Annotated in this window: 18 protein-coding genes; 10 read left to right on the top strand and 8 right to left on the bottom strand. The window is 73.6% G+C overall.

All coding sequences use genetic code 11. From position 1 onward, the window contains the following. Positions 1-22 precede the first annotated feature (22 nt). On the bottom strand, positions 23-937 hold the full coding sequence (locus B277_RS11865) for a pseudouridine synthase (RefSeq protein ID WP_007928565.1): 915 nt from the start codon (positions 935-937) through the stop codon (positions 23-25). A gap of 83 nt (positions 938-1,020) precedes the next feature. Between B277_RS11865 and B277_RS11860 the strand changes: the two genes are divergently transcribed. After that, a complete protein-coding gene (locus B277_RS11860) occupies positions 1,021-2,043 on the top strand; it encodes a pirin family protein (RefSeq protein ID WP_083853764.1) in 1,023 nt (340 codons plus the stop codon). Positions 2,044-2,177: 134 nt separating this feature from the next. On the opposite strand, the gene rsgA is transcribed toward B277_RS11860, so the two are convergent. Together rsgA and B277_RS11850 are read right to left on the bottom strand one after the other, a co-directional pair. Further along, positions 2,178-3,263 (bottom strand): ribosome small subunit-dependent GTPase A, encoded by a 1,086-nt coding sequence (gene rsgA, locus B277_RS11855; protein WP_007928562.1) that lies wholly within the window; start codon positions 3,261-3,263, stop codon positions 2,178-2,180. Between the two features lie 49 nt (positions 3,264-3,312). After that, positions 3,313-3,828, bottom strand: a complete 516-nt coding sequence (locus tag B277_RS11850) for a hypothetical protein (RefSeq protein ID WP_007928561.1) — start codon at positions 3,826-3,828, stop codon at positions 3,313-3,315. Between the two features lie 149 nt (positions 3,829-3,977). On the opposite strand from B277_RS11850, the gene B277_RS11845 reads away from it, so the two are divergent. Next, positions 3,978-4,730: a thermonuclease family protein gene (locus tag B277_RS11845; protein WP_007928560.1), complete on the top strand. Its 753-nt coding sequence runs from the start codon at positions 3,978-3,980 to the stop codon at positions 4,728-4,730. A 30-nt stretch (positions 4,731-4,760) separates the two neighbouring features. Here the strand turns inward: B277_RS11845 and B277_RS11840 are convergent, their stop codons facing one another. Next, positions 4,761-5,237, bottom strand: a complete 477-nt coding sequence (locus B277_RS11840; protein ID WP_007928559.1) for an ATP-binding protein — start codon at positions 5,235-5,237, stop codon at positions 4,761-4,763. A gap of 100 nt (positions 5,238-5,337) precedes the next feature. Between B277_RS11840 and B277_RS11835 the strand changes: the two genes are divergently transcribed. The 4 genes from B277_RS11835 (at position 5,338) to B277_RS16135 (ending at position 9,407) form a co-directional block, all read left to right on the top strand. Next, positions 5,338-6,219 carry a DUF5926 family protein gene (locus tag B277_RS11835; RefSeq protein ID WP_007928558.1) on the top strand — a complete coding sequence of 294 codons (882 nt, stop codon included), beginning with the start codon at positions 5,338-5,340 and terminating at the stop codon, positions 6,217-6,219. Between the two features lie 2 nt (positions 6,220-6,221). Beyond that, on the top strand, positions 6,222-6,923 hold the full coding sequence (locus B277_RS11830) for a glycosyltransferase (protein ID WP_128277493.1): 702 nt from the start codon (positions 6,222-6,224) through the stop codon (positions 6,921-6,923). After that, positions 6,920-8,437, top strand: a complete 1,518-nt coding sequence (locus B277_RS11825) for a glycosyltransferase family 87 protein (RefSeq protein ID WP_007928556.1) — start codon at positions 6,920-6,922, stop codon at positions 8,435-8,437. The genes B277_RS11830 and B277_RS11825 overlap by 4 nt, the downstream gene beginning before the upstream one ends. Positions 8,438-8,750: 313 nt before the next feature. Further along, the gene (locus B277_RS16135) at positions 8,751-9,407 is read left to right on the top strand and encodes a hypothetical protein (RefSeq protein ID WP_156811788.1); all 657 of its coding nucleotides are present in this window, start codon (positions 8,751-8,753) and stop codon (positions 9,405-9,407) included. Between the two features lie 20 nt (positions 9,408-9,427). Here the strand turns inward: B277_RS16135 and B277_RS11815 are convergent, their stop codons facing one another. Continuing rightward, entirely contained in the window at positions 9,428-10,999 is a 1,572-nt protein-coding gene (locus tag B277_RS11815) for an alkaline phosphatase family protein (RefSeq protein WP_007928553.1), read from the bottom strand. A 53-nt stretch (positions 11,000-11,052) separates the two neighbouring features. On the opposite strand from B277_RS11815, the gene B277_RS11810 reads away from it, so the two are divergent. The 4 genes from B277_RS11810 to pheA all read left to right on the top strand — a co-directional run bounded on the left by B277_RS11810 (position 11,053) and on the right by pheA (position 14,292). Next, on the top strand, positions 11,053-11,379 hold the full coding sequence (locus tag B277_RS11810) for a hypothetical protein (RefSeq protein WP_007928551.1): 327 nt from the start codon (positions 11,053-11,055) through the stop codon (positions 11,377-11,379). Between the two features lie 302 nt (positions 11,380-11,681). Continuing rightward, complete coding sequence (locus tag B277_RS11805) at positions 11,682-12,926, top strand: glycosyltransferase 87 family protein (protein ID WP_238148264.1); 1,245 nt, start codon at positions 11,682-11,684, stop codon at positions 12,924-12,926. Further along, positions 12,923-13,330, top strand: coding sequence for a DUF4446 family protein (locus B277_RS11800; RefSeq protein ID WP_007928547.1), 408 nt, complete (start codon positions 12,923-12,925; stop codon positions 13,328-13,330). Before B277_RS11805 ends, B277_RS11800 begins: the two co-directional genes overlap by 4 nt. Before the next feature lie 29 nt (positions 13,331-13,359). After that, on the top strand, positions 13,360-14,292 hold the full coding sequence (gene pheA, locus B277_RS11795) for a prephenate dehydratase (protein ID WP_007928545.1): 933 nt from the start codon (positions 13,360-13,362) through the stop codon (positions 14,290-14,292). Positions 14,293-14,313: 21 nt separating this feature from the next. Here pheA and B277_RS11790 read toward each other — a convergent pair whose 3' ends face one another. From B277_RS11790 to B277_RS11780, 3 genes are all read right to left on the bottom strand, one after another. After that, positions 14,314-15,039, bottom strand: a complete 726-nt coding sequence (locus B277_RS11790) for an alpha/beta hydrolase (protein ID WP_007928543.1) — start codon at positions 15,037-15,039, stop codon at positions 14,314-14,316. A 315-nt stretch (positions 15,040-15,354) separates the two neighbouring features. After that, entirely contained in the window at positions 15,355-16,383 is a 1,029-nt protein-coding gene (locus B277_RS11785; RefSeq protein WP_007928542.1) for a 1-acyl-sn-glycerol-3-phosphate acyltransferase, read from the bottom strand. Further along, a partial coding sequence (locus tag B277_RS11780; RefSeq protein WP_156811787.1) for a patatin-like phospholipase family protein occupies positions 16,380-17,116 on the bottom strand: 737 nt, incomplete at its 5' end. The genes B277_RS11780 and B277_RS11785, both read right to left, overlap by 4 nt.

Here is a 17,116-nt window from a genome sequence, read left to right as displayed (position 1 = left end):
GACCCGCGGGGTGGGGCCGCTGCTACGTGATCGGGAGGCTCCGCCCGCTGACGAAGCGCCGCTCGCGCCCGTCGACCGGGTCGACGATCTCGAGGGTGCTCGCGACCAGCTGCAGCGGCGTCGAGAAGTCGTCGACCGAGACGTCGAGCACCTCGGGGTAGAGCGGGTCGCCGACGATCGGGATGCCGAGTCCGTGCAGGTGCAGCCGCAGCTGGTGGGTCCGCCCGGTGTGCGGCGTCAGCCGGTAGACGGCGAGGTCGCCCAGCCGCGCCTCGACCTCGATGTCGGTCACCGCGTTGACCGGGGCGTCTGGGACGACCTGCGCCTGCCACACCCCGCGCGTCTTGGCGATGTGGTTGCGCACCGTGCACGGGAAGGTCAGCTCGTCGCGCCGGGGCGCGAGCGCGAGGTAGGTCTTGCGCACCTGCCGGTGCTCGAAGAGCGACTGGTACGGCCCGCGCCACCGCCGCTCGGTGGCGAGCAGGAGCACGCCGGAGGTGACCCGGTCGAGGCGGTGCAGCGGCGAGAGCTCGGGCAGGCCCAGCTCGTCACGCAGTCGCACGGTGACGCTCTGCCGCACGTGCCGACCGCGGGGGATCGTCGAGAGGAAGGGCGGCTTGTCGACGACGACGAGCCGCTCGTCACGGTGGAGGACCGCGATATCGCCGGGCACCTCGGGCTCCTCGCGCAGGTCACGGTGGAACCACACGAAGGTGTGCGGCCGGTAGGCGTCGTCGGCCAGCAGCACCGAACCGTCGCCGTAGACGAAGCGCTCGTCGGCGAGCATCCCGTCGACGTCGACCCCCTCCGGCGAGGTGTCGCGCAGCCAGTGGCCCATCGTCGACCACGGGCGCGGCCGGCCGTGGTCGTGGTCGGGGGTGCGCACCCAGGCCGCGCCGAGACCGTGGCGCGGCGGCAGGGGCGAGCGAGGGGGCACGAGCCCGAGACTAGGCGACCTCCCGGAATGTTTGATTTTCAACTACTGTTGTCACGGACGATCACCAACCGAAGGAACACCCGATGCCCGCTGTGACCGTCGACGACATCCTCGCCCTCCCCCGCGTCACCCAGCCGACCCCCGACGCGGTCTCCCGCCCGGTGCTGTCGGTGAGCACGGCGCCCAAGGGCTTCGAGGGCGAGGGCTTCCCCGTCCGCCGCGCCTTCGCCGGTGTCGACATGGCGCGCCTGGACCCCTTCATCCACATGGACCAGATGGGTGAGGTCGAGTACGCCCCCGGTGAGGCGCGCGGCACCAGCTGGCACCCGCACCGCGGATTCGAGACGGTCACCTACATCATCGACGGCACCTTCGCCCACGAGGACACCCATGGTGGCGGCGGCCTGATCACCGACGGCGACACCCAGTGGATGACCGCTGGCTCCGGCCTGCTGCACATCGAGGCCCCGCCGGAGGAGCTCGTCGTGGGCGGCGGTGTCTTCCACGGCCTCCAGCTGTGGGTCAACCTCCCGAGCCACCAGAAGATGTCCGACCCGCGCTACCAGGACATCCGCTCCGGCCAGGTCGGCCTGCTCTCCAGCCACGACGGCGGCGCACTGCTGCGCGTCATCGCCGGAGAGCTCGACGGCCACGAGGGCCCGGGCATCACGACGACACCGATCTCGATGATCCACACGACGATCGCGCCCGGTGCGCGGATGCACATCCCATGGCGCGAGGACTTCAACGGCCTGGCCTACGTGCTCTCCGGCCGCGGCACCGTCGGCCCCGACCGGCGCCCGATCCGCGAGGGCCAGCTCGCCGTCTTCGGCTCCGGCGTCGCCCTCGAGATCACCGCGGAGGACACCCAGGACGCCCGCAGCGCCTCGCTCGAGGTCATCCTGCTCGGCGGCCGCCCGATCCGCGAGCCCATCGCCGCCTACGGCCCCTTCGTCATGAACACCCGCGAGGAGCTCGTCACCGCCTTCGAGGACTTCCAGGCCGGCCGCCTCGGCGTCATACCCAAGACGCCCAAGGTGCGCCCCGCCCTCGAGGTTGCCGAGGAGCTGGCGCATGGCAACCACCCCGGTCACGACGTCCTCTGAGGGGGGCCCTCCCCCTTCGCCCCCCCGTGGGGAACCTTCGCCTTCTGGGTGCTCGTGCTCCCACCGACGCTGCTGGCCGTGGCCATCGTCTGGGGTTGCGTGCGTCTGATCCGCGGGTCGCGTCACTCCTGACCTCAGGCGAAGGGGTCCTGCCCCCGCTTGATCGCCGCCTGAGCCCGGCCGGCCCGGCCCGTCGCCGCCCACCGCTTGCGCGCGGCCGCGCGGGCGGCGGGGTCGGTGCGCCGGGCGATCCACTCGGCCTCGCGCTGGAGCTTGCCCCAGTTGTGCCAGCGCCGCTCGTCGAGCTCACCCGAGGCGAGCGCGGCCTGCACGGCGCACCCGGGCTCGGTGCCGTGGCCGCAGTCGGCGAACCGGCAGGACGCGACGAGCAGCTCGACGTCGGGGAAGGTGAGGGCCACCCCTTCGCCGTCGTCGTGCAGCCCGATCGAGCGCAGACCGGGGGTGTCGACGAGCACCCCGCCACCGCCGAGCGGGACGAGCTCGCGGGCGGTCGTCGTGTGCCGGCCCTTGCCGTCCTGCCGGGTGTCGGAGACGGCCTGGAGCTCTTGCCCCGCAAGGGCGTTGACGAGCGTCGACTTGCCGGCGCCGGACTGCCCGACGAGCGCGGTCGTCCCACCGGAGAGCACCGCGGCGAGGACGTCGATGCCCTCGCCGGTCTCTGCGGAGACGACGTGGACGTCGACCCCGGGGGCGGCCGCCTCGACCTCGGCGCGGGTGGCATCGGGGTCGAAGGCGAGGTCGGACTTCGTCAGCACGACGAGCGGCTGCGACCCGGACTCCCAGGCGACGACGAGGTAGCGCTCGATCGTCGACAGGTTGACCCGCGTCTCGAAGGGGACCGCGACCAGCACGTGGTCGAGGTTGGCCGCCATGACCTGGGCGTCGGACCGCTCACCGGCGGCCGTGCGGACGATCGCGGTGCGCCGCGGCAGGACCACTCGGACGACGTCACCATCGGGGCGACGCTCCAGCCCGACCCAGTCGCCGGTCGTCGGCTGGTCCTCGAGATCGCTGCCCGCAGGCAGCCGGACGAGCGCCGGCACTGCCCCGTGCGCGGTGTGGACGGTGACCCGGCCGCGGTCGACCCGGCCGACGCGACCCGCCTCCAGGGCGAAGGGAGCCGACCGCGCCACGTCGTCGAAGGCCGCGGCGCTCGCCTCGTCCCAGCCGAGGGCGGTGAGGGTGGTGGTATCCGTCATCCGGACCACGGTGGCAGCGCACCACCGTGGTCCGCCAACGAATTCCGGGTCAGGCGCGCTTGCGGCGGGTCAGCCAGAGGACGAGACCGATGCCCATGAGGACGACGGCGATGCAGCCGAGCCCGGCGCCGACGCCCATGCCGATGAAGCCGCCCGTCGAGAGGCTGTCGCCGACACGGAAGGGGCTCGCGCAGTTGATCGTGTAGTCGCCCGCCTGGTCCGCCTCGATGGCGAAGACCCGGTGGTACTGCTCCTCGCCCCAGCTGGTGGTCTGCGTGCTGCCGCTCGCATCGCTCACCGAGCCGGACGGGCCGGTGACGGAGCAGCTCGCGGACTCGTCGCTCGACCACACGGCCCGCGTGTCGCCCTCCTGGAGGGTGACGGTGTGGCTGCCGGTGTACTCGGGGCTGTCGGCGAGGTCCTGCCCCGACCCGACGGTCATGAACCCGCCGACGCAGCACAGCGCGACCGCGATGATCGCGAGGACCGCCCCGACGATGAGGAGCCAGGGCTTGCCGCCCTTCGCCGGCGGGGTGGACGGGTATTGCGGCGCGACGTACGACATGCCGCAAACCCTACGGCAGCGGGCCCTTTGACAATTCAACTTCGTGCGGCCATCCTTCTCCCAGGACCGGGGGGAAGCCGGTCCTGGGTTCGGGCCGGGCCCTGCTGTGCCTTCCCACCCCCATCCCTTCGCCCTGACCGGAGCCTGCCGTGATCCGCCGCCTCGCCACCCTGGCTGCTGCTGCCCTCGTCGTCGCCGCCCCTGCTGCCGCTGCCGCTGCCCCCGCGGCCGTCGCCGCCCCTGCTGCCGCGACCGTCGCCACCGCCACCACCGCCAAGCCGCCGAAGGGGGCCAGCTCGGTGCGGGTCCTCAAGGTCACCGACGGCGACACCATCCGGATCAGCTACAAGGGCAAGTCCACGCCCGTGCGGCTCATCGGTCTCAACGCGCCGGAGATGAGCCCCCGCCAGTGCTACGCGACCCAGGCCACGGCCCGGATGAAGCAGCTGACGGCCTCGGGCAGGGTCTACATCAAGGTCGACTCGACCCAGGGCAACACCGACCGCTACGGCCGCCTGCTGCGCCACGTCTACACCCCGGGCGGCCAGTCGGTCGCGCTCAAGCTCATCGACGGCGGCTACGCCAAGGAGTACACGTACAACCGCCCCTACGCCGGTCGCACCTCCCACCTGCGGGCCCAGTCGAAGGCCAAGTCCGCCAAGCGTGGCCTGTGGCGCTCCTGCACCGTCGCCCCGAAGCCCAAGCCCGTCGTGACCAAGCCCAAGCCGGTCACCTCCGGCTGCAAGATCAAGGGCAACATCAGCAGCAGCGGCGAGAAGATCTACCACGTGCCCGGCGGCCGCTCCTACAACGCGACCGTCATCACGACGAGCAAGGGCGAGCGCTGGTTCTGCTCCGAGAGCGACGCCCGGCGCGCCGGCTGGCGCAAGGCGCGCGCCTGACCGATCGCCTCGGCTGACCCGTCGCGGGTCTCAGCCGACGCGGCGGCGCGAGGGGCCGCCGAGAGCGGCCCACACGGTCGTCTGCTTCTCGTCACGCTGCACGCCCCACTCGTGGGCGATGCTGCGCACGATGCGCAGACCGCGACCGGAGGTCGCCCACACCTGACGCGGCGCCGGGGCCGGCTCGGTCTCGGCGCCGCCGTCGCTCACCTCGATCTCGACGGCGTCACCGCGCGCCTTCCAGTGGATCCGGACGGTGCGGTCGGCCAGCGGCGAGGCGTGGCGCAGCGAGTTGGTGACGAGCTCGGTGACGACGAGCTCGGCCTCGCTGGTGATCTCGTCGGAGACCCCCCGAGCGACGAGGTCGAGCGCGACCGCCTCGCGCACCCGGGTGACCGACTGCAGCTCCCACCGGGCGCGGATCGTGCGGGCCTGGCCCTTGCCGATCTCGCCCCCGAAGGAGTCGACGGTCGGTGCGGCGTCGGTGCCGTCGTGTGCCTGGCCCATGGGTGAGGCGGTCCCTTCATCGCGGTCGCTTGCCCGCACATTGTCCCTGTCGCGGCGGTGCGACCCAAGCCCCGGCCTCCGAGGGCCTACGCTGACCGCCATGGGCAAGGCTTCACGACGCAAGAAGGACGCACAGGGCAAGACCAAGGTCGCCCCGGTGCCGTACGTCGCACGTCCCTTCGAGGGGCTGCCGGGCGAGGCGGACTGGGTGGCGGCCTACGAGATCCTCCCCGCCGCCACGGCGACGCTGACGCTGCGCGCCGACGCCGTGCCCGACGGGTCTCCGGAGACGGTCACCCTGGCGAGTGTGCTGCCGATGGCCTGGCCGGCGCTGCGTCGCCAGGACGGCACCGTGCTCATCGCCAGCCAGTCCGGCTCGAGCAGCGGTGACCCGAGCCGCGACCTCGGTCAGGCACTGCTCACCGCGCTGTCCGCCGAGCCGGGCGCGCCGATCCCGCAGCTGCCCCGCACGACCGCCGAGACCCCGCGCCTGCAGGACCTCATCGACACCGACGCTCCCTTCGAGATCACCGTCCACGAGGGCTTCGACTTCTGGGTCGAGGGCCAGGAGGTGAGCGGCGAGGCCGCCGCCTCCCTCGAGCGGGCCAACGAGTCGGTCGTCCCGACGGCCCCGATCGCCGGCACCCCGAGCACTTACTGGTGCCGCATCGGCGAGCGCACCTACATCCGCCACATCATCGGTGACGCCGAGGACGTGGCAACGACCGCTCTCGCCCGGCTCCACGCGAAGGGCGAGGCCCACCTCGACGACGACCGCCGCCTGCTCGGCATGTTCCGTGCCGGCGGCCTCGTGGTCCCGGTGTGGGAGGTGGCCCCCGACTCCGACCCGTCGGAGCACGAGGCCGCCGTCGCCGACTTCGCCGCGCGCTACGCGACGGCTGCCGCCTCCGACGACGAGCTCACTGCCGAGGAGCGCCGCGCCCGTGCCGGCCTGCTCTCCCGGCAGGTGACGCTGCGCTGACGATGTCCGCCCGGGTGGCCGCGATCGTGCCGGCCAAGGACGAGGGTGATCGGGTCGCCACGACCGTCACCGCGCTGCTCGGGCTCGACGACATCGCGCTCGTCGTCGTCGTCGACGACGGCTCGACGGACCCGACCGCGGCCGTCGCCGCGGACGCCGGCGCGCTCGTCGTGCGCCACCCCGCCAACCGGGGCAAGGCCGCTGCGCTCGAGACGGGCGTGGCCCGCCTGGCCGAGGAGGAGGCCCGCACCGGCGCCGAGCCCTACCTCCTCCTCTTCGCCGACGCCGACCTCGGGGAGTCCGCGGCCAACCTCGCGCCCCTGCTCGAGCCGGTGCTCGCCGGCACGGCCGACCTCGCGGTGGCCAACATCCCGCGCAGCGCCTCCTCGCTCGGCGCTGGCCGCGTCGTGAGGCTGGCGCGCGGCCAGATCGAGGCGATGACCGGTCGCGTCGTCGAGCAACCGCTCAACGGCATGCGGGCGCTCACCCGGGAGACCTTCGCCGACGCGACCCCCCTCGCCTCCGGCTGGGGCGTCGAGGCCGCGATGCTCGTCGACGTGCTGCGCGCCGGCCGTCGGGTCGTCGAGGTCCCCGTCGAGCTGACCCACCGCCGCACGGGCAACGACATCAAGGGACGGGTGCACCGGGCGATGCAGCTGCGCGACGTCTCGGGCGCCCTGCTCGCCCGCCGCTTCCTCTCGTGACGTCGGCTGCCGACCCGGCGGGGCCGTCGGCACGCCCCGGCTCGCACGCCGACCCGCCCCCCCGCGCGCGCCTCGACGTCGGGCTGCTCGTCGCCGGGCTCGGTCTGCTGCTGCTCGTCGGCGCGAGCGGCACGTCGGTCGCCCTGCCGCCCCTCGGGCCGCACGGCTGGGCCCCGCCGAGCCTGCCGTGGCAGCTGACGCCGTGGACGGTCGTCGCGCTCCAGACCCTCGGCTACCTGCTCGGTGCCGCCTCGCTGTGGCGGCACGTGCGCCGGCCCGTCCCCCTTCGCCTGCAGTGGTGGCACGTCGTCGGGTTCGCCGTGCTCGTGCTGCTCACCGCTCCCTTCGGCACGGCGGACCACACGAACTACGCGGCCTACGGGCGCATCCTCGTCGAGGGCGGCGACCCGTGGACGGTCGTGCCCTCGCAGTGGCGCGGCGACGCCGACCCGGTCGTCCGCTGGGTGCAGGACCCGTGGCGCGAGGCGGCGAGCGTCTACGGACCCGTCGGCACCTGGCTCATGGGGCTGTCGGCCCAGGTCGGCGGCGAGCTCGCCCGACAGGTCGTCTGGGTCTGGCAGGCCCTCGTCGTCGGGGCCTGGCTCGGAGTGCGCGAGCTGCTCGTGCGCCTGGGCACGGACCGGCCGACCGTCGACCGGTGGTGGACGACCAATGTCCTCGTCGTCGGGGCGGGCGTGCTCGGCGCGCACGTCGACACCCTCGCCGTCTGTGCCATGGTCGCCGCGCTGGGCCTCGGTCTCGCGGGCCGGCCGCTGCTCGCCGGTCTCGCGACCGGCCTGGCCGCGAGCACCAAGCTCACGGCCGGCGTCGTCGGCGTCGCCCTGCTGTGGGGGTGGCTCGGGACGTCGCCCCGGCCCCGCAGGTGGGCCGAGGTGGCGCGGCTCGTCGTCGGGACCCTCATCGTGCTCGTGCCGGCCCACGCCTTCGTCGGGCGAGCGGCCCTGACGCGGATCGGCGAGGCCGGCAGCGGCATCTCCTACGCCATGCCCTGGCGGTCGGTCTACACGCTGCTCGACCTCTGGCTCGACGAGGGCGTCGCCCGGAGCGTGACGACGTGGGTCGCCGCGATCGGGTGCGTGCTGCTCGCGGTCGCGCTGTGGCGGATCACCGACGGCCTGACCGAGGTGGTGGCGGTGCGGGCGCTCTTCGTCCTGACGACGGCCTACTCCCTCGGCGCCGGGTACGTGCTGCCCTGGTACGAGCTGCCGCAGTGGCTCGCCACCGCCGTCCTCGTCGGGCTCGTCGGTCACGAGGGATGGCGGCGGCTGAGGCCCCTCCTGCTGCTCCTCGTGGCGCGCTCGCTCGTACTGGCCCTCGCCTACGTCCCCGGGCGGGTGCACCTGCCCGAGGACGTCGAGACCGTGACGCTCGCGGTCCGCTTCGTCGCGTCACCGCTGGCGACGCTGGCGGTCTGGGTCGCGATCTGGGTGCTGTGCCGGCAAGCCCGTCAGAGGCGAGTCAGGGGATGGTCAGGAAGGGGTCAACGGATCTAGGATCCAGTGATCGCGCGCAACCCGGGGGGACGAGATGGAGTGCACTTCGTGCGGGACGACGAGCACGGGAGCCTTCTGCCCCGGGTGCGGGGCCCGCATGGCGGCCGATGGTGGCACGGACGACGCCGGTCGCTTCTGGCAGGACGACGAGCCAACCCGCGCCCAGGCAGCACTCGACCCCCGCCCGGGCTGGCCGCAGCCGTCGCCCGAGACCTCGTGGGACGACTGGATCGTGCAGCAGCCGACGCCGCCCGCGGGCCCAGGTCCACTCCCGGTCACGCCCACTGCAGCTGCACCGACAGCGGGGGCCTCGATGGCCCCACCCCCCGGCTCGCACGGCGGCCCGCCGTGGACCGCAATCGTCGCTGCCGTCGCTGCCGGTGTCCTGCTGCTCGGTGCGGGTGGTGCAGCGTTGTGGTTCTTCGGCTCCGACGGCGAGCCCGCGGCCGGGCCCCCTTCGACCTCGACGCCGACGACGACCGTCACGGCCACGCCCCCGCCCACGACGACGGTGACGAGCACCGCGACGCCACCTCCGACGACCACGGTGACGACGACCGCGGCACCACCGAGCGCAGCCGAGCAGCTGAGCGACAAGCGCGACGAGTCCCTCGGCCGGCTCGTCACCGATGGCGACTGGGCGGTGAGCCTCTCGGCCAAGCAGGACGGCACCCGTGACGACCGCCAGCTCACGAGCAGCGGGTCCCACGTCTTCCGCCTCCCCGACATCCTCGAGCTGCACGAGGAAATCGAGTCGACCTACGCCTGGACCGACGTCTACCTGCTCAAGGCCGAGGACCTCGGCAGCACCGTGGGCGCCGATGACGACAAGATCTGGATGACCATCGTCGACCCAGGCTGGCTGACGACCCGCGAGGACGCCGAGGCGTGGTGCGAGGTCGAGTTCTCGTGGCTGAGCGGGGACGACCTCGACAACGCCTGCTACCCCCGCCAGCTGCGGGCTCCCTGACGCCTGCAGTGCGCAGTGGGTCAGCCAGTCGCTGGCCCCTCCACACGCTCATCCCGCGCTCGGCCGGCTCCGGCCCACAGGACGAGCAGCGCCGGCGCGAGGACGAGCGCCGCGGCGGCCGGGATCGCCGTGCCCGAGTCGTTGAGCAGGAAGCCGACCGTGAGCGCGACGACGAGCCCGATGAGACCGACGCGCAGCCCGGGATAGGCGGACATCAGCGGCTGGACCCGTTGTCCCGCAGCGCTGCCCGGCCGCGCGAGCACCCAGATGACCGCGACGAGGACGACCGGCACGAGCAGCGCCGCGCGCTCCGGGCCGAGCAGCAGGTCGACATTGGTCTCGAGCTTCCGCACGAGGATGCCCCACGCGTCGCCGTCGAGCAGGCTCTGGAAGAAGCGGCCGAGATGGGTCCGCTGCTCCTCGGGCCGCAGCCAGTCCGCCCCCGCCATCGCGAGGAAGCCCACGCCGGTGGCCAGACCGATCGCGACGACCTTGGCCCACGTCAGGCGGACGCCGGCGACGGCGAGCACGAGGTAACCGACCGACGGGATGAGCGCGAGCGCGCCACCGCCGTCCGCCCCGAGCCAGGCGTCGACGACGAAGGTCACCAGGCCGACCACACCGACGACGAGCGCGGCGGCCGTGCGGCGACCGCGGGCGACGAGGGGAGCCGCCAGCACGCTCATGAGCAGGAAGGCCGAGGCAGCGAAGATCGCGAAGGGGACGTTGCCGAAGCCGTGGAAGCGGCCCCCGTCGAGAGGCAGCAGGCCGAGGGTGGAGAGCATCGTCATCCGCCCGCGGCCGAGGAGCAGGTCGCCGGCAAGCAGGGCGAAGGTGATCGCGGAGACCGCGCCGACCGCCGTGCGGGCCATCAGCGGACCCTCGCCCCGCAGGTGCGCAGGTGCCAGCCGCACGACGAGCAGCACGAGCGCGAGCACGGCGGCGACGAGCGCCAGGTCGATGACGCCGAGCCGCAGGACGAAGCCACCGAGGACCGACTCCGTGTCGAACCACCGGGTGAGGGTCAGCAGGTAGGTCGAGGCGGGCACGGCCATCGCCGCGAGGGCGACGAGCCCCACGGCCCGGACGATCGTCGGTCGCCAGCGCTCCGGGCCGACGCGGGCGACGAGCCCGGCGAGGGCGAGCAGCCCGACGAGGCCGACGCCGAAGCCCCGGAAGAAGGGCGGGATGACCTCGTCGGCCGCCTGCAGCTGGGCGTCGTCGTCGACGAGGGTCGCGACCCGATCGCGCGCCGGCGCGTCGTCGGCGACGGGCACGAGGGCGCGCCCGGCGATCCCCTCCGGCGGCTCCATCCCGGCGATCGTCAGCACCGAGTGGGTGAGGTCGGCCACCTGGGCCATCTCGTCGCGCGTCGTCGAGTCGGAGTGCAGCCACCCCGCAGGTGTGCCGCCACCGGTCATCGCGAGGAGCCGCAGGCCGGGCTTGCCCCCGTCGTCCGAGAGCCCGGCGACGATCACGACGGTGTCGGCGTCGGCGGCGGTCAGCACGTCGTCGACCGCGGCGTCGACCGCGGCGACCTGCCGCTGCCGCGGGTCCCCCTCCTCGGCGATCGTGATCGGCGGCGCTCCCACGAGGGTGACCGGGCAGGGCTCGGCGACCCCCGGCTCCCCCCTCGCCGTGGACGATGCCGTCGCGGGAGGTCATCGCGAGCACCGCGCCCGGCCCGCTGCCGGTGATGCAGCCGCCCGCCTCGTGCACCGCCGACCCGAGCGACCCGATCCGGGCCTCGAAGCCTTGCGCGGCAACCCCCTTCGACAAACCGCTCCAGAAATCGCGGTCCATCTCGACGGAGGTCATCGCCGACGACGACTCGACCTCCGGCAGGGAGTCGCAATGCGGCAGCGCTCGCGGGTCGGCCCGCAGCTGCCCCCGGGTCACGTCCCGCGGCTGGGCCGCGCGGTTGCCGGCGGACAGCCCGAGCCACCCGTCGACCGGGCACGAGGTGAAGTAGGTGGAGCGCACGTTGAGGTTGCTGATCGCGCCGCCCTGCGACAGCGAGTGCAGCGCCGGCGTCCCCTCGGCGGTGACGTCGCTCCACGACAGGCCGGGAGCACCCACGACGACGACATCGCGCGGCCCGGTCTCGGCGCTGGCCCGACCGCCGCCGACGCCGAGCACCCCGGCGACGAGCACGAGCAGGACCAGCACGACCGGGAGCAGACCCCGGGCGCGCGGAGGGAGTGCGGCGCCGACCATGCCCCAACCGTAGTGACCTGCGCCGCGGGCCAGCCCCCGTCGGCCACAATGGGGCCCATGTCCCGCCTGAGTCGACCCCACGTCCTCCTCGGGGTCGTCCTCTTCGTGCTCGTCGCCGCCTGGCCGATCGCGAAGTTCCTCTTCCTCTTCCCGCAGGACCAGTGGCAGGTCGACGTGCAGGTCTACCGCGAGGGCGGGCTCTCGGTCCTGCAGGGGCGCGACATCTACGCGCAGATGACCCAGCCGCCGCAGCTGCTGCCCTTCACCTACCCGCCCATCGCAGCCTTCCTCTCCGTGCCGCTCGCACTCGTCCCCTTCGAGGTCGCGGCCTGGCTGTGGACCATCGCCCAGCTGCTCGCCAACGTCGCCATCGTCTGGCTCGCGTGGTACCGGGTGCGCGAGCGGGTCGGGGTCTGGGCGCCGGTCCTCGTCGGTGTCGTCGCCGCCGGATTCCTGTGGACCCAGCCGGTCGGCGACGGGATCCGCTTCGCGCAGGTCAACGCCTTCCTCGTCCTCATCTGCCTGCTCGACCTGCAGCGGCCACGGCACCGCTGGCTCGCGCGGGTGCCCCCGGGCGTGCTCGTCGGGCTCGCCATGGCGATCAAGCTGACACCCGGCGTCTTCGTCATCCACTACCTGCTGGGCCGCCGCTGGCGCGAGGCCGGCTGGGCGATCGGCACCGCCACCTTCGTCTCGGTCGCCGCCTGGCTCGTGCTGCCGCAGGCCTCCTTCGCCTTCTGGGGCGGGGCGCTGTCCGACCCGACCCGGCTCGGCCCCAACGACGGCTCGGCCAACCAGGCCTTCCGCGCCACCCTGCTCCGCCGCGGACTCGAGGGCACCGAGCTCACCCTCGCGTGGGCCCCGTGGCTGCTCGTCATGGGCGCGGTCGTCTTCTGGATCGCCCAGCGCGCGCACCGCCAGGGCGACTGGGTCGCGGAGGCGGCAGCCGTCGGCCTCGCCGGCTTCCTCCTCTCCCCGGTCTCGTGGGTGCACCACCTGCACTGGATCATCGTCATCGTCCCGGCGATCCTCGGGCCCTACGTCATGCGCTGGCGCCGGCCCGACTGGCCCCGCCTCGGAGCGGCCGCAGTCGTCATCGCGTGGTTCGTCTGCACCATGCCCTTCTGGGGGGTGCTGTGGAAGCGCGAAGGGAGGGACCCGCGCTGGGTCGGCGACCTGCTCGTCGAGGGCAATGTCATCGGCAGCGTCGTCGTCCTCGCCCTGCTCGCCTGGGCGATCCACCGGACCGACCGTGAGATGCCGGCTCGGGTGCCGGGGGACAGGCCTAGGGTGAGCGCATGAGCGCCGTCGAGATCGCCCTGCTGTGCGGACTCGCCCTCGCCCTGGTCGCCGTCGTCGCCCTGCTCGCCCGCACCCGCGCCCTCGGTGAGCGGATCGCGACCCTCGAGGCCCGCTCGCCCGTCGGCGAAGGTGACCTCGCCGCCCTTCGTCACGACATCGGCCAGGCCCTGCGGCACGTGGCCGTCGTCCGCTACGACGCCTTCGGCGACATGGGCGGTCGGCTGAGCTTTTCGGCAGCGATCATCGACGACGCCGGTGATGGCCTCGTCGTGAGCAGCATCCACGGCCGGGGCGAGTCGCGCACCTATGCCAAGGGAGTCGTCGGCGGCGACGCCGACTCGACCCTGACCCCTGAGGAGCGGCAGGCTCTCGCGGCCGCTCGCACCGGATCACCGGACGCCTGACCCCCTTCGTCCGTCCCAGGAGGAGAGACATGACCCGCTACGCCTACCTCGGCCCCGAGGGCACCTTCACCCAGCAGGCGCTGCTGTCGTGGGTGGCCGACGCGGAGCACGAGCAGGTCCCCCTCGGGTCCGTCGACGCGGCCCTCGACGCGCTGCGCGCCGGTGACGTCGACGCCGCGGTCGTCCCGATCGAGAACTCCGTCGAAGGGGGTGTCTCGGCCACCCTCGACGCCCTCACCTCGGGCGACCCGCTCGTCGTCGTCGGCGAGGTCCTCGTGCCGATCACCTTCGTCGCCTGCGCGCGGCCGGGCACCGCGCTGGGAGCGGCTCGAGCCATCGGCACCCACAGTCACGCGTGGGCCCAGGTGCGCGGGTGGGCGGGTGGGCGGGCGCCGCAGGCGATCTACGTCCCGACGCTGTCGACGGCGTCGGCGGCCAAGGACCTCGCCGAGCACCCGGGTGAGGTCGGCTACGACGTCGCGGTCTGCGCCCCGATCGCCGCCGAGCACTTCGGGCTCGAGGTGGTCGCCCACGACATCGGTGACATGAGCAATGCGGTGACCCGCTTCGTCGTCGTCTCCCGGCCCGACTGGCTCCCGGCTCCGACCGGGCGTGACAAGACGACGGTCGTGCTCTACCAGCGCAGCGACCGCGCGGGCGGGCTGCTCGAGCTGCTCGAGCAGTTCGCCGTCCGCGGGATCAACATGACCCGGCTGGAGTCCCGGCCGACGAAGGAGTCGATGGGCTCCTACTGCTTCTCGATCGACCTCGAGGGGCACGTGCAGGACGAGCGGGTCGGCGCGGCGCTGATGAGCCTGCACCGCGTGTGTGCCGACGTGCGCTTCCTCGGGTCCTATCCCGCCGCCGCCGGCACCCCGATCTCGGTCGACCCGATCACGAGCGACGCGGCCTTCGTCGCGGCACGGCAGTGGCTGGACCGGCTGCGGCGGCTCGGGGGCTGAGCCCGGCTCGTGCCCGGCGCGTCACACCCGCCCGGCGAGCACCCCGTCGCACCAGTCGAGCAGCCGGGCCATGAGTGCGTCCGACTCCGGCAGCCGGGCGTCGGAGAGGTAGCTGTGCCACATCCCTTCGGCGAGCACGAGGTCGGCCTCCCCACCGGCGGCCCGCCACGCGGTGTGGATGCGCGCGGTGTCGGAGAGGAAGAGGTCGCGCGTACCCGTCGTGAAGATCGCCGGCGGCAGCGGCTCGCCCGACCAGTCGGCGTGCACGGGTGAGACGAGGGGGTCGCGCAGGTCGGCCCGCCCGGCGTACGCCCGCGCGAAGCGCTCCTGCTGGCCCCGCCAGCGCAGGTAGGCGTCGCGGCCTTCGTTGACGCGGTAGGAGTCGCCCTCGCCCGCCAGGTCGCCGAAGGGGGTCAGCCCCACCAGGCCGATCGGCTGGGGCAGGTCCGACCCGCTCTCCCGCAGGGCCCGGACCCGCTGCAGCACACCCAAGGCCAGGTTGGCTCCGGCCGAGACCCCGCCGAGGAGGACCTGCGGCCCGCGCTCACGGACCCCGGCCTCGTAGGCGGCCAGGCAGTGCTCGATCGCGACCGGGAAGCGCTCCTCCGGAGCGAGCGGGTACTCCACCGACACCACGGGGCGCCCGAGTCCGGCGGCCAGCCGCAGCCCGGTGCCGTCGCGCGCCGACCCCCAGCAAAATCCGCCGCCGTGGGCCCACAGCACCCACGCCTCCCCCCGCGCGCGCATCCTGCCCGTCCCTGCGCATTTCCCTAGGCAAATGCGCAGGGAGTGGGCGACCAGATGGCCCTTCCGTGCGCATTTCCCTAGGGAAATGCGCACCGGTGAGAGGAGTCGTCATCACGAGGTCGCCGCGGGCATCGTGCGCGACCTCGACCCCCAGTGCCGCGCGGTCGGTCTCGAAGCCGGCGAGGCGGGCGTCGGCCCCCTTCGTCCGCAGCCACCGGGTGATCCGGGGCGTGAGCGGCCACCGGTGCACACGGTTGTCCGCCTCCGCAGCCGCCGCGACGGCCACCGTGCTCACCGTCGGCGGGAACCACGGCTTCACCGGTGCTCTCGCCCGCTGATGCGCCTGTCGACCCAGGAGTTGACCTCCGCCCAGCGCGCGTCGAGCCAGGCGGCGACCTCGTCGGGCCGGGTGGGGACGTCTTCGCTGTGGTACGTCCGGCCGCGGATGAGCAACCGGTTGCGGAAGGGCACGGCGCGGACCACGGCGGCCGGCCCGGAGATCATGTCGAGGCCGGTGTGGGCGATGACCATGACGTCCGCATCGGGCGCGTGCTCGCGCATCGCGGCCACGCCGCGGGAGCGGGGCTCGAGCACCCACGGCCGCGAGCGCGCGAGCTCCTGCCGCGCCGTCTCCCCGCGCGACCCGAGGTCCTCGACGAGCACCTCGTGCCGCTCGCGGGTCCAGTTGCGCCCCTCCGGGAAGATGAGCATCGCGTCCTTGGCCGTGAGCGTCGACGCGAGCTCCTCGACCCCCTTGGTCCGGTCGTCGCCCGCGCCGGATCGCGAGGGCACGAAGTAGGAGTCGAGGCGCTGCAGGACCATCGCGATGCCCGGGTCCCAGAGCATCGCGTCGGCGAGGATGATCCGTGGGATCCGCCCGGCGGTCGAGGCGAGCAGCCAGGCGATGGCCAGCGAGTCGGCCGGGCCGGCGTGGCGGGAGATCACGACGAGCGGGTGCCCCGGTCGGCCGACGGTCAGCTGGCCCTCGATCTCGACGTGGAAGCCGACGACCCGCCGCGCGGTGAAGAGCACGTTGTCGAGCGCCCGCTTGATGAGCGCGAGGTGGTCGGCGTCCCAGGTCGGGCTCGTGCCGCGCGGCGAGCGCAGCCGCAGGTACCAGCACTCGACGACGAGACCGATGTCCTCCCACATGATGTAGACGGTGAGGAAGAGGCAGCGCAGGATCGCCAGCCGCCGGTCCCACGGCCACAGCAGCACGAGGAAGGGCACGAGCACGAGGAAGGCGAGCGACATGACGATGCCGAAGAGCGGGTAGAGCGCCTGCAGGACCATCCGCAGCCACAGCGGCGGCGCCGGGAGCGAAGGGAGCGCGCTGATCCTCATCGCGTGGTCCCCTCGAGGTAGGCGCTCGTCGCCTCGAAGGCCCGGGCCATCCGCTCGTCGACCTTGGCGACCGTGCCCTGGCCGAGGAGCGAGGCCGTCGGCGTGCGGTCGGTGCCGCTCGGCAGCACGTGCAGCCGCACGGAGTCGGGCACCTCGGCGATCTCCTCGACGAAGCGGTGCCGGCGGGCGATCTCGAAGGCGACGAGCCCGACGTCGAGCGGGTTGGTCGGCGCGGAGAGCGGCTGCTCGACCCGCCCGACCTGGAGCACGTGCACCTCGGTCGCGCCGAGGGCGATGACCCGCCCGACGGGGATCGAGTGGACGAGGCCACCGTCGTAGTAGTGCGCCCCGTCGATCTCGACGGGGGCGAAGAGCCCGGGCACGGCGCAGCTGGCGGCGACCGCCGGCCCGATGGGCCCGGCCGTGAACCACCGGGACACCGAGCCCTCGATCTCGGCGGCGACGCACTGGAAGGGGACGGGCAGGTCCTCGACGAGGTCGACGCCGAGGTGGCGCGCGACGAGGTCGGGGATGAGCCCGGGGCGCATGACGTGGGTGCCGTGCTTGGCCAGGCGCGCGGCCCGCCGCACCGGGCTTTCACTCATCTCCCCGGAGCGCACGACGTCGCGCCACAGCTCCTCGAGGCGCCCCACCCCTTCGACCGTCGGGTCCGCGGCGACGAAGGCGCCGTTACGAGCCGATGCTCGTGCCGACGGACGAGGTCGGGGGTGAT

Source organism: Janibacter hoylei PVAS-1 (assembly GCF_000297495.1).
Classification (GTDB): Bacteria; Actinomycetota; Actinomycetes; order Actinomycetales; family Dermatophilaceae; genus Janibacter; species Janibacter hoylei.
The sequence above is the reverse complement of the archived record's forward strand: the minus strand, read 5'-3'. Positions and strand labels throughout refer to the sequence as shown.

Bases quoted from the DNA above. Each gene is read 5' to 3' on its own strand.
- B277_RS11860 (WP_083853764.1), top strand. From the start codon at position 1,021: ATGCCCGCTGTGACCGTCGACGACATCCTCGCCCTCCCCCGCGTCACC.
- rsgA (WP_007928562.1), bottom strand. From the start codon at position 3,263: ATGACGGATACCACCACCCTCACCGCCCTCGGCTGGGACGAGGCGAGC.
- B277_RS11850 (WP_007928561.1), bottom strand. From the start codon at position 3,828: ATGTCGTACGTCGCGCCGCAATACCCGTCCACCCCGCCGGCGAAGGGC.
- B277_RS11840 (WP_007928559.1), bottom strand. From the start codon at position 5,237: ATGGGCCAGGCACACGACGGCACCGACGCCGCACCGACCGTCGACTCC.
- B277_RS11835 (WP_007928558.1), top strand. From the start codon at position 5,338: ATGGGCAAGGCTTCACGACGCAAGAAGGACGCACAGGGCAAGACCAAG.
- B277_RS11830 (WP_128277493.1), top strand. From the start codon at position 6,222: ATGTCCGCCCGGGTGGCCGCGATCGTGCCGGCCAAGGACGAGGGTGAT.
- B277_RS16135 (WP_156811788.1), top strand. From the start codon at position 8,751: ATGGCCCCACCCCCCGGCTCGCACGGCGGCCCGCCGTGGACCGCAATC.
- B277_RS11810 (WP_007928551.1), top strand. From the start codon at position 11,053: ATGCCGTCGCGGGAGGTCATCGCGAGCACCGCGCCCGGCCCGCTGCCG.
- B277_RS11805 (WP_238148264.1), top strand. From the start codon at position 11,682: ATGTCCCGCCTGAGTCGACCCCACGTCCTCCTCGGGGTCGTCCTCTTC.
- B277_RS11800 (WP_007928547.1), top strand. From the start codon at position 12,923: ATGAGCGCCGTCGAGATCGCCCTGCTGTGCGGACTCGCCCTCGCCCTG.
- pheA (WP_007928545.1), top strand. From the start codon at position 13,360: ATGACCCGCTACGCCTACCTCGGCCCCGAGGGCACCTTCACCCAGCAG.
- B277_RS11790 (WP_007928543.1), bottom strand. From the start codon at position 15,039: ATGCGCGCGCGGGGGGAGGCGTGGGTGCTGTGGGCCCACGGCGGCGGA.
- B277_RS11785 (WP_007928542.1), bottom strand. From the start codon at position 16,383: ATGAGGATCAGCGCGCTCCCTTCGCTCCCGGCGCCGCCGCTGTGGCTG.